This is a genomic window from Pseudomonas fuscovaginae SE-1, assembly GCF_000364705.1.
In the GTDB taxonomy this organism is placed as follows: Bacteria; Pseudomonadota; Gammaproteobacteria; order Pseudomonadales; family Pseudomonadaceae; genus Aquipseudomonas; species Aquipseudomonas fuscovaginae_A.
In genome coordinates, this window is record NZ_AQOH01000100.1 from 15,102 (window position 1) to 30,755 (window position 15,654).

A 15,654-nucleotide genomic window follows, 5' to 3' on the forward strand; every position below is an offset into this window, starting at 1 on the left:
GACAGGGCTCGGCGGAACAGGGCGGGCCAGCCTATAGAAGTCGAGAATGGTTCGCAACGCATTCGGCAGGCGCTGAAAACAAAACACCCCGCCCGAGTGGCCTCGGGCGGGGTGTCGGGTGTGGCTGGCCGTTTGCTTAGCTGGCCAGTACCGCGTGTTGCACCAGCTCCAGCAGCGGTTGTGGGTACACGCCGAGGAAGAACGCCAGGATCGCGATCGCCAGCAGCATCACGCCACCCGCACGTTGTTCCCAGTGCAGTTGGGCATCGTGACGACGCAGGTTCGGTTCGATCAGGTACAGGGTGACCATCACGCGCAGGTAGTAGAACACGCCGATGGCGCTACCGATCACCAGGGAGCCGATCAGCCACCAGTGCTGGGATTCGACACCGGTCGCGATGATGTAGAACTTGCCGATGAAGCCGGCGGTCAGCGGGATACCGGCCAGGGACAGCATCATCACGGTCAGTACGGCGGTCAGGTACGGACGACGCCAGAACAGGCCGCGGTACTCGTACAGGGCATCCATGTCGCGACCGTTGTACGGCGAGGACATCAGGGTGATCACGCCGAAGGCGCCGAGGCTGGTGATCACGTAGGTGACCAGGTAAACGCCCATGGCTTCCAGCGCCAGGCCCTTGCTCGCCACCAGGGCGATCAGCAGGTAACCGAAGTGGGCGATGGAGGAGTAACCGAGCAGACGCTTGAGGTTGCTCTGGGTCAGCGCCAACAGGTTACCGACCAGGATCGACGCCACGGCGATGACCGCCAGAACGTTGCTCAGTACACCGCTGCTGGCGACCGGCGAAATCTGGAACAGGCGGATCATTACGGCGAACACGGCAACCTTGCTGGCGGTGGCCAGGAAGGCCGCTACCGGTGCCGGAGCCCCTTCGTAGACGTCCGGGGTCCAGAGGTGGAACGGCACCAGCGACAGCTTGAACGCCAGGCCGACCAGCATCATGCCCAGGCCCAATTGGGCGATCGGGCTTGGCAGGCCGGTGGCCGCCAGGGCCTGGCCGATACCGGTGAAGCTCAGGGTGCCGGCTTCGGCGTAAAGCAGGGCCATGCCGAACAGCAGGAACGCGGAACCGGCGGCCGACAGCACCATGTACTTGATACCGGCTTCCAGCGAGCGCTTGTTGAAGAAGGCGTAGGCCACCAGGCCGTAGACCGGTACCGAGAGCAGTTCCAGGCCGATGAACAGGCTGGCCAGTTGCTGCGCGCTGACCAGCACCAGGCCACCGGCCGCGGCCATCAGGATCAGCAGGTACAGTTCCTCGCGGTTGCCCGGGTAGCCCGAACCACCGTCGCCCAGGTAGGCGTGGGCGAGGGTGACGCAAGCCAGGGTGGCGACCAGGATCAGCGCCATGTACAGGCAGGCGAAATCGTCGATCTGCACCAGCGGGGTGACCGCCAGCGGAGCGACTTTCAGCGCCGGCAGAATCGACAGCAGCGCCAGGTTGAGGCCGGCACAGGACAGCAGGAAGGTCTGTGAGTGGTTACGACGCCAGGCGATCGCCAGCATCACCACGATAATGGTGAGGCTGGTGATCAGCAGCGGCGCCAGCGCGATAAAGTGTTGAATCGTGAATTCCATAGCGCTCTTACCGGGCCGAAGCGAGTTGAGTGAAGGCGGTGCCGAGCCACTGCTGCACGCCATGCATGGTGGCGGCAGAGGTGTCGAGGAACGGTTGCGGGTACACGCCGAGGTAGATCAGCAGTACTGCAAGGCCGAGCACCATGGTCAGTTCGCGACCGTCCATGCCGTGCAGCACTTCATCCGACTTGGCCGGGCCGAAGTAGGCGCGGTGGATCATGATCAGCGAGTAGACCGAACCGAACACCAGGCCGGACGTGGCGATGGCGGTGATCCATGGCGCGCTGACGAAGGTACCGATCAGGATCAGGAACTCGCCGACGAAGTTGCCGGTGCCCGGCAGCCCCAGGGAGGCGGCGGCGAAGAACAGGCTGATGGCCGGCAGGTAGGCGATCTTCGACCACAGGCCGCCCATTTCACGCATGTCGCGGGTATGGGTGCGCTCGTACAGCTGGCCGCTGAGGATAAACAGTGCCGCTGCCGACAGACCGTGGGCGAGCATCTGGATCACCGCGCCTTGCAGGGCCTGCTGGCTGCCGGAGTAGATGCCGATCAGCACGAAGCCCATGTGCGAGACGCTGGAGAAGGCGATCAGGCGCTTGATGTCGGTCTGTGCGAAAGCCAGGAAGGCACCGTAGAAAATCCCGATCAGACCCAGGGTCATGGCGATCGGCGCGAATTCGGCCGAGGCGTTCGGGAACAGCGGCAGGGCGAAACGCAGCAGGCCGTAGGCCGCGGTCTTCAGCAGGATACCGGCGAGGTCGACGGAACCGGCGGTGGGCGCCTGGGCGTGGGCATCCGGCAGCCAGGAGTGGAACGGTACCACCGGCAGCTTCACCGCGAAGGCGATGAAGAAGCCGAGCATCAGCAGGTACTCGACACCGGAGGACATCTTGGTCTTCAGCAGGTCGGCGTAGTTGAAGGTGATCACGCCGGTGTTGTTGAAGTTCACCAGCACCAGGCCGAGGATCGCCACCAGCATGATCAGGCCGGAAGCCTGGGTGAAGATGAAGAACTTGGTCGCCGCGTAGATCCGGGTCTTCTTGCCGTCCGAAGAGCTGTGACCCCAGAGCGCGATGAGGAAGTACATCGGCACCAGCATCATTTCCCAGAAGAAGAAGAACATGAACAGGTCGAGGGCCAGGAACACGCCGACGACACCGCCCAGGATCCACATCAGGTTCAGGTGGAAGAAGCCCACGTGGCGCTGGATCTCTTTCCACGAGCAGAGTACCGAGAGGATACCCAGCAGACCGGTCAGCAGGATCATCAACAGCGACAGGCCGTCGAGGGCCAGGTGCACGTTGATGCCGAAGCGCTGGATCCAGACGTGCTTGAACTCGATGGCCCAGGTCGGATCGGCGCCAGGCGCCGGTGCCAGGTGGTAGTCCCCGTGCGCCCACAGCCAGAGGCCGAGGGCGAGTTCGAGGGTCATGGTCAGCAGCGCAATCCAGCGGGGGAGGGTGGAGCTGGTACGCTCACCCAGCCAGCACAGCAGGCCGCCGATGAAGGGGATCAGGATTAGCCAAGGCAGAATCATGACGGGCTCAATTCCTTTCGCAATGTCGCAAGGTTCATAGTCAGACCGCTACCAGCACGATGGCGCCGAGCACCACCACTGCACCAGCGGCGATCGACGCGGCATACCAACGCAGTTGACCGGTCTCGCTGCGGCTCAGGGCGGTGTGACCGCCCTTGGCCAGGCGCGGGATCAGGCCGATGGTCTGGTCGAGCGGGTCTTTGCGCAGCACATGGCTGATCGCCAGGTAAGGCTTGACGAACAGTTTGTCGTAGATCCAGTCGAAGCCCCAGGCGGCGAACCACCAGGCCGAAAGGATGCGTCCGATGCCACTGTTGGCGACGGCCGTCACGAAGCGACGCTTGCCGAGGAACAGCAGGGCGGCCAGCAGGATACCGGCCAGGGCGATGGCGCCCGAGGCGATTTCCAGGCTGTGCTTGGCTTCGCCACCGGCATGACCGGCGCTTTCTGGCAGCACGCCAGCCAGTGGTGGATGAATCCAGGCACCGACGAAGGTCGACAGCACGATCAGCACGCCCAGCGGCAGCCAGTGGGAGATCCCGTGGCCGGCATGGGCTTCGGTCTTGGCTTCGCCGTGGAAGGCGATGAAGATCAGGCGGAAGGTGTACAGCGAGGTCATGAACGCGCCGACCAGGCCAGCGTACAGCAGGCCGTGGTTACCGCTGGCGAAGGCTTCCCAGAGGATTTCGTCCTTGGAGTAGAAACCGGCGGTCACGATCGGCAGGGCGGCCAGGGCGGCACCACCGACGATGAAGCTGGCGTAGGCCAGCGGCAGTTTCTTCCACAGGCCGCCCATCTTGAAGATGTTCTGCTCGTGGTGGCAGGCCACGATCACCGCACCCGAGGCCAAGAACAGCAGGGCCTTGAAGAACGCGTGGGTCATCAGGTGGAAGATCGCGCCTTCCCAGGCGCCAACGCCCAGGGCCAGGAACATGTAGCCGATCTGGCTCATGGTCGAGTAGGCGAGGATCCGCTTGATGTCGGTCTGGACCAGCGCGGCGAAGCCGGCCAGGACCAGGGTCACGCCACCGACGATGCCGACCAGATGCAGGATATCCGGCGCCAGGGCGAACAGACCGTGGGTACGGGCGATCAGGTAGACACCGGCGGTCACCATGGTCGCGGCGTGGATCAGTGCCGAAACCGGGGTAGGACCGGCCATCGCGTCGGCCAGCCAGGTCTGCAGCGGCAGTTGGGCCGATTTACCGACCGCACCACCGAGCAGCAGCAGGGTCGCCAGAACGATCCAGAAGTCGCCGACCTTGAAGTGCTCGGGTGCCTTGACCAGCAGTTCCTGGATGTTCAGCGTGCCCAGTTGTTGGAACAGGATGAACAGGCCGATGGCCATGAACACGTCGCCGATCCGGGTGACGATGAAGGCTTTCAGTGCCGCGTTGCCGTTGTTGCGGTTGCTGTAGTAGAAACCGATCAACAGGTAGGAGCACAGGCCCACGCCTTCCCAGCCGAAGTACACGAACAGCAGGTTGTCGCCGAGCACCAGGAACAGCATGCTGGCGATGAACAGGTTGGTGTAGGAGAAGAACCGCGAGTAGCCGTCTTCACCGCGCATGTACCAGGACGCGAACAGGTGGATCAGGAAACCCACCCCGACCACCACGCCGAGCATGGTGATCGACAGGCCGTCGATGTACAGGGCGAAGTTGGGGGCGAAACCGTCCACCGACATCCACTGCCACAGCACCAGGGTGTAGTGGCCACCTTCCGGCGGCGCGACGTTGAACTGCCAGATCACGTAGGCGGCGACGATCGCCGAGAGGCCGATGGAGCCGACGCCGATCAGGGCCGAGAGGTTTTCCGAGAGGCGTCCACGGGAGAACGACAGCAGCAGGAAACCGATCAGGGGGAATACGAAAGTCAGAAAGATCATGTTCATCCGCGCATCTCACTGGCAGCGTCGATATCGAGCGTGTGGAAGCGGCGATACAGTTGCAGCAGGATCGCCAGGCCGATACTGGCCTCGGCGGCTGCCAGGCTGATCACCAGGATGAACATGATCTGTCCATCCGGCTGCGCCCAGCGTGCGCCCGCGACGATGAACGCCAGAGCGGCGGCGTTCATCATGACTTCCAGGCTCATCAGCACGAAGAGAATGTTGCGGCGGACCATCAGGCCGACCAGGCCGAGGCAGAACAGGATGCCGGCAACGGCAAGACCATGCTCAAGAGGGATAGCAGGCATCGTATTACTCCTTCGCCTCGTTGCGGCCCAGGTGGAAAGCCGTGATGGCTGCGGCGAGCAGCAGCATCGAGGCCAGTTCGACGACCAGCAGGTACGGACCGAACAGGCTGATGCCCACGGCCTTGGCGCCCACGGTGGTTTGACCGATGCCGATACCGCTGCTGTGGCTGAACAGCACGTACAGCAGTTCGGCCAGCAGCAGGGCGGCGAGAATCACCGGCCCGATCCAGATCCCCGGCTTGAGCCAGTCGCGCTCTTGCAGCACCGAGGCGGGCCCCAGGTTGAGCATCATCACCACGAAGACGAACAGCACCATGATGGCGCCGGCGTAGGCGATCACTTCCAGGGCACCGGCGAACGGCGCGCCGAGGCTGAAGAAGGTCATCGCCACGGCGATCAGCGAAATGATCAGGTAGAGCAGGGCGTGCACGGGGTTGGTGTTGGTGATCACGCGAAGCGTGGACACAACCGCGATACCCGATGCGAAATAGAAAGCGAATTCCATCGTTCTTCCTTAAGGCAGCAAGCTCTTCACGTTGATCGGCTCGGCTTCGTTCTGCGCGGCGCCTTTCGGCTTCCCGGCAACGGCCATACCTGCAACACGATAGAAGTTGTAGTCAGGGTTCTTGCCGGGGCCGGAGATCAGCAGATCTTCCTTCTCGTAGACCAGGTCCTGACGTTTGAACTCGGCCATCTCGAAATCCGGTGTCAGCTGGATCGCGGTGGTCGGGCAGGCTTCCTCGCAGAGACCGCAGAAAATGCAGCGCGAGAAGTTGATGCGGAAGAACTCCGGGTACCAACGACCGTCGTCGGTCTCGGCCTTCTGCAGCGAGATGCAACCGACCGGACAGGCCACTGCACACAGGTTGCACGCCACGCAGCGCTCTTCGCCATCGGGGTCGCGGGTCAGGACGATGCGGCCGCGGTAGCGCGGCGGCAGGTAGACCGGCTCTTCCGGGTATTGCAGAGTGTCGCGCTTGCGGAAGCCATGGCCGAAAATCATCACCAGGCTTCGCAGCTGGGTACCGGTACCCTTAACGATGTCGCCAATATATTTGAACATGGGTCAAATCCTCACTGAACCGCGCCGGCAGGCGTGTTCAACAACACGACCGCAGCGGTCACCAGCATATTGATCAGGGTCAGTGGCAGGCAGAATTTCCAGCTGAAGTCCATCACCTGGTCATACCGTGGGCGCGGGATCGAGGCGCGCAGCAGGATGAACATCATGATGAAGAACGCGGTCTTCAGGGCGAACCAGACGAAGGACAGTTGCGGCAGGATGCCGAACGGACCGTGCCAGCCACCGAAGAACAGGGTGACCAGCAGGGCCGAGATCAGGATGATGCCGATGTACTCGCCAACGAAGAACATGCCCCATTTCATGCCCGCATATTCAATGTGATAACCGTCGGCCAACTCTTGTTCCGCTTCCGGCTGGTCGAAGGGGTGACGGTGAGTCACGGCCACGCCGGCGATGAAGAAGGTCAGGAAACCGAAGATCTGCGGGATGATGAACCACAGGTGCTGGGCCTGGTATTCAACGATGTCGCGCATGTTGAACGAACCGACCTGGACCACGATGCCCATCAGCGACAGGCCCATGAACACTTCGTACGACACGGTCTGGGCCGAGGCGCGCAGGCTGCCGAGCAGGGCGTACTTGTTGCTGCTCGACCAACCGGCGAACAGCACGGCGTACACCGACAGGCCGGCCATGGCGAAGAAGAACAGCAGGCCGATGTTCAGGTCCGCCACACCCCAGGTCGGGGTGATCGGGATGATCGCGAAGGCGATCAGCAGGGCGCTCATGGCCACCACCGGTGCCAGGGTGAAGATCACCTTGTCGGCGAACGGTGGCGTCCAGTCTTCCTTGAAGAACATCTTCAGCATGTCGGCGGCGATCTGGAACATGCCGAACGGACCGACGCGGTTCGGACCGTAGCGGTCCTGCCACCAGCCCAGCAGGCGACGTTCGACGAAGCTCAGCAGTGCGCCGCAGACCACCACGGCCAGCAGGACCACGATGGCCTTGATGACCGTGAGGATCACGTCAATCACTTCAGGTGTGAACCAGGTCATTGAGCCGCCTCCTGCAGACCGTCAACGGATTTGCCGAAAATCGCCGGCGGGATACCGGCCAGGCCGGCGGGCAGGGCCACCAGGCCAGCGCCCAGTTGTTCATTGACCCGCAGTGGCAGACGCAGGGTGGTGCCGGCCACGTTGAGGCTCAGCAGGGCTCCGTCGTTGACGCCCAGGCGGTCGGCTTCGGACTTGGCCAGCGCGACGTAGGCGGCCGGGATGCGTTCCTGTACCGGTGCGGCCTTCGAGGAGTTTTCCTCGCTGCCGAACAGATGATAGAACGGTACCGCCTGCCAGGTGCCGCGCGATGGCGAGAAGGCCGCCGGTACGCTGGCGAACCAGCCCAGGTTGTCACCACGGCTTTCGATCAGGCGCACGCCTGGGTCACCGGCACGGATATGCCCACCGACCTCGTCCTGGAACTTGTTCCAGGCCTGTGGCGAGTTCCAGCCCGGCGACCAGGCGAACGGCACCTGCTGGCGCGGTTCGGCGGAGCCCGAGTAGCCTTCCATGGAGAAGGCGAACGCGGTGTCCTGGTCCTGTGGGGTGCGTGGCTCGTGCACGCTGATGTTGGCGCGCATGGCGGTACGGCCGGAATAGCGCAGCGGCTCGCGCGCCAGCTTCAGGCCCTTGATGCGGAACGCGGCCGATGGCGCGGCGTCGACGATGCCGGCCAGTTGCGGTGCGGCGGCAGCGCAGGCGGCAGTGACGTGGTCCAGCTGGGTCCAGTCCACCGGCTTGTTCAGCAGGGTTGCACGCAGGGCATGCAGCCAGCGCCAGCCTTCGTGAACCAGGATGCTGGCGTCCATGTATTGCGGGTCGAAGACCTGGAAGAAACGCTGGGCGCGACCTTCCTGGCTGACCAGGGTACCGTCGCCTTCGGCGAAGCTGGCCGCTGGCAGCACCAGGTGGGCGCGGTCGGTGGTGGCGGTCTTCTGGTGGTCGGCGACGATCACCACCTTGGCGGCGCTCAGGGCGGCGTCGACCTTGGCGGCGTCGGTCCGGGTGAACAGGTCGTTCTCCAGCACGACGATGGCGTCGGCACGGCCGGCGATCACGGCGTCCAGGGCGGCATCGACGGACTCGCCGCCGAGCATGGCCAGGCCGAGGCTGTTGGCCTCCGGCACGACCAGGCTGATGGAGCCTTCCTTCTCGCGCAGCTTCAGAGCCTTGGCGATGTTCGCCGCGGCTTCGATCAGCGCCTTGGAACCCAGGGAGGTACCGGCGATGACCAGTGGGCGCTTGGCCGCGAGCAGGGCGTCGGCGATGCGCTGGGCCAGTTCGCTGGCTTCGCTGTCCAGGCCTTCGACCGCTGGCGCGCTGGCGTCCAGGGCATGGGCCACGGCGAAGCCGAGGCGGGCCAGGTCGTCCGGCGCTGCATGCACGCATTCTTCAGCGACGTCGTCGAGCTTGGTTTCCGCCAGGCTGGCGATGAACAGGGGGTTCAGCGCGTTCTGGCCGATGTTCTTCACCGCGGCGTTGAGCCATGGCTGCACGCGCATCGCGTCGGCCATGTCCTCGGCCTTGCCCTTGACCGACTGGCGCAAGGCCAGGGCCAGGCGGGCGGCGGTCTGGGTCAGGTCTTCACCGAGGACGAACACGGCGTCGTGGTCTTCGATGTCGCGCAGGTTCGGCACCGGCAGCGGGCTGTCCTTGAGGACTTGCAGCACCAGGCGGATACGCTCCAGCTCGGATGCTTCGATACCCGAGTAGAAGTGCTCGGCACCGACCAGTTCCTGCAGCGCGTAGTTGCTTTCCAGGCTGGCGCGGGGCGAACCGATACCGACGATGTTGCGACCGCGCAGCAGGTCGGCGGCCTTGTCCAGGGCGTTGTCCAGGCTCAGCTTGGTGCCGTCGGCCAGCAGGGGCTGGCGTGGACGGTCGGCGCGGTTGACGTAGCCATAACCGAAACGGCCACGGTCGCACAGGAAGTACTGGTTCACCGAACCGTTGAAGCGGTTCTCGATGCGCCGCAGTTCGCCGTAGCGCTCGCCGGGGCTGATGTTGCAGCCGCTGGAGCAGCCATGGCAGATGCTCGGCGCGAACTGCATGTCCCACTTGCGGTTGTAGCGCTCGGAGTGGGTCTTGTCGGTGAACACGCCGGTCGGGCAGACCTCGGTCAGGTTGCCGGAGAATTCGCTTTCCAGGGTGCCGTCCTCGACGCGACCGAAGTACACGTTGTCGTGGGCACCGAACACGCCCAGGTCGGTACCGCCGGCGTAGTCCTTGTAGAAGCGCACGCAGCGGTAGCAGGCGATGCAGCGGTTCATCTCGTGGGCGATGAACGGGCCGAGCTCCTGGTTCTGGTGGGTGCGCTTGGTGAAGCGATAACGGCGCTCGTTGTGGCCGGTCATCACGGTCATGTCCTGCAGGTGGCAGTGACCGCCTTCCTCGCAGACCGGGCAGTCGTGCGGGTGGTTGGTCATCAGCCATTCGACGACGCTGGCGCGGAACGCCTTGGATTCTTCGTCGTCGATGGAAATCCAGGTGTTGTCGGTGGCAGGCGTCATGCAGGACATGACGATACGACCACGGGTGTCGTTTTCGTCGTTGTACTGCTTGACCGCGCACTGGCGACAGGCACCGACGCTGCCAAGAGCGGGGTGCCAGCAGAAATAAGGAATATCGAGGCCCAGCGACAGACATGCCTGTAACAGGTTGTCTGCCCCGTTGACTTCGAGTGCCTTGCCGTCTACGTGGATAGTGGCCATGGTTCAAAGTTCTTCGTTGGCCCGCGTCTGCGGGCGTGGCTAATGGAATCCTGTACTCGCCTGGCGCGTCAAAATGCGGCTTCAGACGAGGAAGAGGGCGGCACGGACCGCCCCCCTTCGATACGTGTTATGCGCCGACGACGATCGGCCGTGCCAGAGGCGGGACGGCAGCCCCGGCGGGGGCGATGCCGGCCTCGAACTCCGGACGGAAATACTTGATTGCGCTGCCCAATGGTTCCACGGCGCCCGGTGCGTGAGCACAGAAGGTCTTGCCCGGGCCGAGGAAGCCTACCAGACCCAGCAGGGTCTCGATGTCGCCGGCCTGGCCCTGGCCTTTCTCCAGGGCGCGCAGCAGCTTGACGCTCCACGGCAGGCCATCGCGGCAAGGGGTGCAGAAACCGCACGACTCACGGGCGAAGAACTCTTCCATGTTGCGCAGCAGCGAAACCATGTTGATGCTGTCGTCGACCGCCATGGCCAGGCCGGTGCCCATCCGGGTGCCGACCTTGGCGATACCGCCGGCGTACATCTGGGCATCCAGGTGCTCGGGCAGCAGGAAGCCGGTACCGGCGCCGCCAGGCTGCCAGCACTTGAGCTTGAAGCCGTCGCGCATGCCACCGGCGTAGTCTTCGAACAGCTCGCGGGCGGTGACGCCGAATGGCAGTTCCCACAAGCCCGGGTTCTTCACCTTGCCGGAGAAGCCCATCAGCTTGGTGCCATGATCCTCGCTGCCTTCGCGGGCGAGGGACTTGTACCAGTCGACGCCGTTGCCGATGATCGCCGGCACGTTGCACAGGGTCTCGACGTTGTTCACGCAGGTCGGCTTGCCCCACACGCCAACGGCGGCAGGGAAGGGCGGCTTGGAGCGCGGGTTGGCGCGGCGGCCTTCGAGGGAGTTGATCAGCGCGGTTTCTTCACCGCAGATGTAGCGTCCGGCACCGGTGTGGACGAACAGCTCGAAGTCGAAGCCGCTGCCGAGGATGTTCTTGCCCAGCAGCCCCGCGGCCTTGGCTTCTTCCACGGCACGGTTGAGGTGCCTGGCGGCGGTGACGTATTCGCCACGCAGGAAGATGTAGCCACGGTATGTCTTCAGCGCACGGGCGCTGATCAGCATGCCTTCGATCAGTTGATGGGGCAGTTGCTCCATCAGCATGCGGTCCTTCCAGGTGTTGGGCTCCATTTCGTCCGCGTTGCACAGCAGGTAGCGGATGTTCATGGATTCGTCTTTGGGCATCAGGCCCCACTTGACCCCGGTGGGGAAGCCCGCACCGCCCCGACCCTTGAGGCCGGAGTCCTTCACGGTCTGGACGATGTCGTCGGCCGCCATGTCGGCAAAGGCCTTGCGCGCGGCGGCATAGCCGTTCTTGGCCTGGTACTCGTCGAGCCAGACCGGCTCGGCGTCGTCGCGCAGGCGCCAGGTCAGCGGGTGGGTTTCTGCCGTGCGCGCGATGCGGTTGGCAGGGCCGAAGGAAGTCAGGGTCATACGTAGCCCTCCAGCAGTTTGTCGACACCGGCGGCGGTCACGTCGCCGTAGGTGTCGTCATCGATCATCAGGGCCGGGGCCTTGTCGCAGTTGCCCAGGCAGCACACCGGCAGCAGGGTGAAGCGGCCGTCGGCGGTGGTCTGGCCGAGGCCGATGCCCAGCTTGCTCTGGATTTCGCTGACCACCGACTCGTGGCCGCCGATGTAGCAGACCATGCTGTCGCAGACGCGAATGATGTGGCGACCGACCGGCTGGCGGAAGATCTGGCTGTAGAAGGTGGCCACGCCTTCGACGTCGCTGGCCGGGATGCCGAGGATCTCGCCGATGGCGTAGAGCGCGCCGTCAGGCACCCAGCCACGTTCCTTCTGGACGATTTTCAGGGCTTCGATGGACGCCGCGCGCGGGTCCTCGTAGTGGTGCAACTCGTGCTCGATGGCCGAGCGCTCGGTTTCGCTGAGGACGAAACGGTCTGTCTGGATGAGCGTGCTGTTCATGCTTAGCGGTCCACGTCGGCCATAACGAAGTCGATACTACCCAGGTACGCGATCAGGTCCGCGACCATGCTGCCGCGGATCACCGAAGGGATCTGCTGCAGGTGCGGGTAGCTCGGCGTACGAATCCGGGTGCGGTAGCTCATGGTGCCGCCATCGCTCGTCAGGTAATAACTGTTGATGCCCTTGGTCGCCTCGATCATCTGGAAGGATTCGTTGGCCGGCATGACCGGGCCCCACGAAACCTGCAGGAAGTGCGTGATCAGGGTTTCGATGTGCTGCAGCGTGCGCTCTTTCGGCGGCGGCGTGGTCAGCGGGTGATCCGCCTTGTACGGGCCTTCCGGCATGTTGCGCAGGCACTGGTCGATGATCCGCACGCTCTGGCGCATCTCTTCGACGCGGACCATGCAGCGGTCGTAGGCATCACCGTTGGCCGCCAGCGGGACTTCGAAGTCGAAGTTCTGGTAGCCGGAGTACGGACGGGCCTTGCGCAGGTCGAAATCGCAGCCGGTGGAACGCAGGCCGGCACCGGTGACGCCCCACTCCAGGGCTTCCTTGGTGTTGTAGGCGGCGACGCCGATGGTACGACCCTTGAGGATACTGTTCTGCAGGGCGGCCTTGGTGTACTCGTCCAGGCGCTTGGGCAGCCACTCGACGAATTCCTTGACCAGCTTGTCCCAGCCGCGCGGCAGGTCGTGGGCGACGCCACCGATACGGTACCAGGCCGGGTGCAGGCGGAAACCGGTGATGGCCTCGATCACCTTGTAGGCGCGCTGGCGGTCGGTGAAGGTGAAGAACACCGGCGTCATCGCACCGACGTCCTGGATGTAGGTACCCAGGAACAGCAGGTGGCTGGTGATCCGGAAGAACTCGGCCATCATGATGCGGATGGTGTCGACCCGGTCCGGCACCTTGATGCCGGCCAGTTTTTCCACCGAGAGCACGTACGGCAGGTTGTTCATCACCCCGCCGAGGTAGTCGATACGGTCGGTGTAGGGGATGAAGCTGTGCCAGGACTGGCGCTCGGCCATCTTCTCGGCACCACGGTGGTGGTAGCCGATGTCCGGTACGCAGTCGACGATCTCTTCACCGTCCAGTTGCAGGACGATACGGAAGGCGCCGTGGGCCGAAGGGTGGTTCGGGCCGAGGTTGAGGAACATGTAGTCCTCGTTCGGGCCGGAACGCTTCATGCCCCAGTCTTCCGGATTGAAGCGCGCGGCTTCCTCTTCCAGTTGCTGCTTGGCCAGGGTCAGGCTGTAGGGATCGAACTCGGTGGCGCGGGCAGGGTAGTCCTTGCGCAGCGGGTGGCCTTCCCAGGTCGGCGGCATCATGATGCGCGACAGATGCGGGTGGCCTTTGAAGTCGATGCCGAACATGTCCCAGACTTCGCGCTCGTTCCAGTTGGCATTCGGCCAGATGCTGGTGACGCTGGGCAGGCTGAGGTCGCTTTCGGACAAGGCGACCTTGATCATTACGTCACTATTACGCTCGATCGAGAGCAGGTGATAGAAGACGCTGAAGTCGGCTGCCGGCAGGCCCTGACGCTTGGTGCGCAGACGTTCGTCCACGCCGTGCAGGTCATAGAGCATGACGTACGGCTTGGGCAGGTTGCGCAGGAAGGTCAGGACTTCGACGAGTTGGGCGCGGCTCACCCACAGCACCGGCATGCCGGTGCGGGTGGCCTGGGCGGTGAAGGCCTCGGCGCCAAAACGGTTGTTCAGTTCGACGACCACATCCTGGTCGTCAGCCTTGTAAGGCGGGATGTACAGAGCACTGCCTGTAGTCATGGTTTTTTATCGCTTTCGGTCAACGTAAAGAATGAAGCCAGGTACACGTTTCTTTGGAAGAAGCAGAACTGGATCAGACTTCGTCGGGGCTGCGCAGGTTGGTCACCTGGATACGCTGTTCGCGGCGCTGTTCCTTTTGCGACGGCATCTCGGCACGGTAAATGCCTTGATCACCGACGACCCAGGAAAGTGGGCGACGCTCCTGGCCAATCGACTCCTGCAACAGCATCAAGCCTTGCAGGAAAGCCTCGGGGCGGGGCGGGCAGCCTGGCACGTAGACGTCCACGGGCAGGAACTTGTCCACCCCCTGAACGACGGAGTAGATGTCGTACATGCCGCCGGAGTTGGCACACGAACCCATGGAAATCACCCACTTCGGTTCGAGCATCTGTTCGTACAGGCGCTGGATGATCGGCGCCATCTTGACGAAGCAGGTGCCGGCCACAACCATGAAGTCGGCCTGGCGTGGTGATGCCCGGATAACTTCGGCGCCGAAGCGTGCGATGTCGTGTGGTGCCGTGAAGGCGGTGGTCATTTCCACGTAGCAGCAGGACAGACCGAAGTTGTACGGCCACAGGGAATTCTTGCGCCCCCAGTTGACCGCGCCACTCAGCACGTCTTCCAGCTTGCCCATGAAAATGTTCTTGTGGACTTGATCCTCTAACGGATCGGCAACGGTTTCCCGTTGGCCAATCGGATATTGCTCGTTAGGAGCGTCCGGGTCGATTCTGGTGAGATTGTATTGCATTGCCAAAGCCTCATTGTTTCAGCTTCGCTTGCCTCTTATGACGAGCTTGTGGAGCCCAATCCAGCGCCCCCACTCGGTAAAGGTAAACAAGACCTGCCAACAGAATTGCTATGAAAACGAGAGCTTCGACGAATCCGGTCCAGCCGCTTTCGCGTACCGACACAGACCATGCAAAGAGAAAGAGGGCTTCGATATCGAAGATCACGAACAGCATCGCGACCAGATAGAATTTGGCGGAGAGCCGCAGGCGGGCGCTACCGGTGGGCAGCATGCCGGATTCAAACGGTTCGTTCTTGCTGCGCCCCCAGGCTTTTGACCCGAGGAGGCTGGAAAGACCGAGCATGAAGGCACAGAGGCCGACGACGCCGAGCAGGAAAATGGCAAAGCCCCAGTTGTGGGCCATGAGTCCGGTCGCTTCGGTCATGCGGGTAATCCTTAACAGAGAGCAAGGTTCTCTGAGCTTGAAAAAAGTAACAAGGCAGTGACGATATGTCGCAGCGCCATCAATCCGGGTGATTTTATGGGTAAACACCAGGCAAGTAAATTTTCTATAGCGAAATTATTTAGTGGAATAAGGACATAGGGACCTCTGGAGAGCCTGCAGAGCCTGTACTGCGGGCATTAGCCGGTTTTTTGTTAATTATGTTTTATCCAGGCTGTAACGAATAAGGCCATTTCTAAATGATAATCAATATTATTTGTCTTTGGCTGTAACAGCTCTCGTCAGCGCGGCTGTTTCTAGTTGCCATATATGGAGATTAGTTGAAAGTTGCGGGAAGGGGGGACGTTTTAAACGATTTGTCGTGACCGAAGGCTGCGCCAGGTCAAGGTTTGGGCGTTGTGGCGGTCATCCCGGCTCATCCGCAGGCTGGTTTTGGGCATCGCCGCCGTTGAGCGGGTTGTGAGGTGGCCTTGTGGCGAGCGGGCTTGCCCGCGCTGGAGCGCAAAGCGCTCCCAGGCCTGGTCGCTGCGGTGTGCCTGGGGCATCGGGTTGTCAGGTTTTACGGCTGGGG

14 protein-coding genes are annotated in these 15,654 nt (G+C 63.0%); all 14 read right to left on the bottom strand.

The window, feature by feature from the left end:
• Nucleotides 1–136: 136 nt before the first annotated feature.
• Nucleotides 137–1,600: an NADH-quinone oxidoreductase subunit NuoN gene (nuoN, locus tag K675_RS0111275; protein ID WP_017903629.1), complete on the bottom strand. Its 1,464-nt coding sequence runs from the start codon at nt 1,598–1,600 to the stop codon at nt 137–139.
• A gap of 7 nt (nt 1,601–1,607) precedes the next feature.
• Complete coding sequence (gene nuoM, locus K675_RS0111280) at nt 1,608–3,140, bottom strand: NADH-quinone oxidoreductase subunit M (RefSeq protein ID WP_017903630.1); 1,533 nt, start codon at nt 3,138–3,140, stop codon at nt 1,608–1,610.
• A gap of 40 nt (nt 3,141–3,180) precedes the next feature.
• Nucleotides 3,181–5,034, bottom strand: coding sequence for an NADH-quinone oxidoreductase subunit L (gene nuoL / locus K675_RS0111285; RefSeq protein WP_017903631.1), 1,854 nt, complete (start codon nt 5,032–5,034; stop codon nt 3,181–3,183).
• A complete protein-coding gene (gene nuoK / locus K675_RS0111290; RefSeq protein WP_017131317.1) occupies nt 5,031–5,339 on the bottom strand; it encodes an NADH-quinone oxidoreductase subunit NuoK in 309 nt (102 codons plus the stop codon). Before nuoK ends, nuoL begins: the two co-directional genes overlap by 4 nt.
• Before the next feature lie 4 nt (nt 5,340–5,343).
• Complete coding sequence (gene nuoJ, locus K675_RS0111295) at nt 5,344–5,844, bottom strand: NADH-quinone oxidoreductase subunit J (protein ID WP_017903632.1); 501 nt, start codon at nt 5,842–5,844, stop codon at nt 5,344–5,346.
• 9 nt (nt 5,845–5,853) lie between these two features.
• Nucleotides 5,854–6,402: an NADH-quinone oxidoreductase subunit NuoI gene (gene nuoI, locus K675_RS0111300; RefSeq protein ID WP_017903633.1), complete on the bottom strand. Its 549-nt coding sequence runs from the start codon at nt 6,400–6,402 to the stop codon at nt 5,854–5,856.
• 11 nt (nt 6,403–6,413) lie between these two features.
• Nucleotides 6,414–7,421, bottom strand: a complete 1,008-nt coding sequence (gene nuoH, locus K675_RS0111305) for an NADH-quinone oxidoreductase subunit NuoH (protein ID WP_017903634.1) — start codon at nt 7,419–7,421, stop codon at nt 6,414–6,416.
• A complete protein-coding gene (nuoG, locus tag K675_RS0111310; protein WP_017903635.1) occupies nt 7,418–10,132 on the bottom strand; it encodes an NADH-quinone oxidoreductase subunit NuoG in 2,715 nt (904 codons plus the stop codon). The genes nuoH and nuoG overlap by 4 nt, the downstream gene beginning before the upstream one ends.
• A gap of 127 nt (nt 10,133–10,259) precedes the next feature.
• The gene (gene nuoF / locus K675_RS0111315) at nt 10,260–11,615 is read right to left on the bottom strand and encodes an NADH-quinone oxidoreductase subunit NuoF (protein WP_010444603.1); all 1,356 of its coding nucleotides are present in this window, start codon (nt 11,613–11,615) and stop codon (nt 10,260–10,262) included.
• Nucleotides 11,612–12,109, bottom strand: a complete 498-nt coding sequence (gene nuoE / locus K675_RS0111320; RefSeq protein ID WP_017903636.1) for an NADH-quinone oxidoreductase subunit NuoE — start codon at nt 12,107–12,109, stop codon at nt 11,612–11,614. Before nuoE ends, nuoF begins: the two co-directional genes overlap by 4 nt.
• A 2-nt stretch (nt 12,110–12,111) precedes the next feature.
• Complete coding sequence (gene nuoC, locus K675_RS0111325) at nt 12,112–13,893, bottom strand: NADH-quinone oxidoreductase subunit C/D (protein WP_017903637.1); 1,782 nt, start codon at nt 13,891–13,893, stop codon at nt 12,112–12,114.
• Nucleotides 13,894–13,966: 73 nt separating this feature from the next.
• The gene (locus K675_RS0111330) at nt 13,967–14,641 is read right to left on the bottom strand and encodes a NuoB/complex I 20 kDa subunit family protein (RefSeq protein ID WP_026145108.1); all 675 of its coding nucleotides are present in this window, start codon (nt 14,639–14,641) and stop codon (nt 13,967–13,969) included.
• Between the two features lie 10 nt (nt 14,642–14,651).
• Nucleotides 14,652–15,065, bottom strand: a complete 414-nt coding sequence (locus K675_RS0111335; protein WP_017903639.1) for an NADH-quinone oxidoreductase subunit A — start codon at nt 15,063–15,065, stop codon at nt 14,652–14,654.
• 365 nt (nt 15,066–15,430) lie between these two features.
• Nucleotides 15,431–15,654 (bottom strand): hypothetical protein (locus tag K675_RS33615; RefSeq protein ID WP_232434421.1); only part of this gene is annotated, 224 nt, incomplete at its 5' end.

Excerpts from the sequence above, each read along its gene's own strand:
- nuoN (WP_017903629.1), bottom strand. The coding sequence starts at position 1,600 with ATGGAATTCACGATTCAACACTTTATCGCGCTGGCGCCGCTGCTGATC.
- nuoM (WP_017903630.1), bottom strand. The coding sequence starts at position 3,140 with ATGATTCTGCCTTGGCTAATCCTGATCCCCTTCATCGGCGGCCTGCTG.
- nuoL (WP_017903631.1), bottom strand. The coding sequence starts at position 5,034 with ATGAACATGATCTTTCTGACTTTCGTATTCCCCCTGATCGGTTTCCTG.
- nuoK (WP_017131317.1), bottom strand. The coding sequence starts at position 5,339 with ATGCCTGCTATCCCTCTTGAGCATGGTCTTGCCGTTGCCGGCATCCTG.
- nuoJ (WP_017903632.1), bottom strand. The coding sequence starts at position 5,844 with ATGGAATTCGCTTTCTATTTCGCATCGGGTATCGCGGTTGTGTCCACG.
- nuoI (WP_017903633.1), bottom strand. The coding sequence starts at position 6,402 with ATGTTCAAATATATTGGCGACATCGTTAAGGGTACCGGTACCCAGCTG.
- nuoH (WP_017903634.1), bottom strand. The coding sequence starts at position 7,421 with ATGACCTGGTTCACACCTGAAGTGATTGACGTGATCCTCACGGTCATC.
- nuoG (WP_017903635.1), bottom strand. The coding sequence starts at position 10,132 with ATGGCCACTATCCACGTAGACGGCAAGGCACTCGAAGTCAACGGGGCA.
- nuoF (WP_010444603.1), bottom strand. The coding sequence starts at position 11,615 with ATGACCCTGACTTCCTTCGGCCCTGCCAACCGCATCGCGCGCACGGCA.
- nuoE (WP_017903636.1), bottom strand. The coding sequence starts at position 12,109 with ATGAACAGCACGCTCATCCAGACAGACCGTTTCGTCCTCAGCGAAACC.
- nuoC (WP_017903637.1), bottom strand. The coding sequence starts at position 13,893 with ATGACTACAGGCAGTGCTCTGTACATCCCGCCTTACAAGGCTGACGAC.
- K675_RS0111330 (WP_026145108.1), bottom strand. The coding sequence starts at position 14,641 with ATGCAATACAATCTCACCAGAATCGACCCGGACGCTCCTAACGAGCAA.
- K675_RS0111335 (WP_017903639.1), bottom strand. The coding sequence starts at position 15,065 with ATGACCGAAGCGACCGGACTCATGGCCCACAACTGGGGCTTTGCCATT.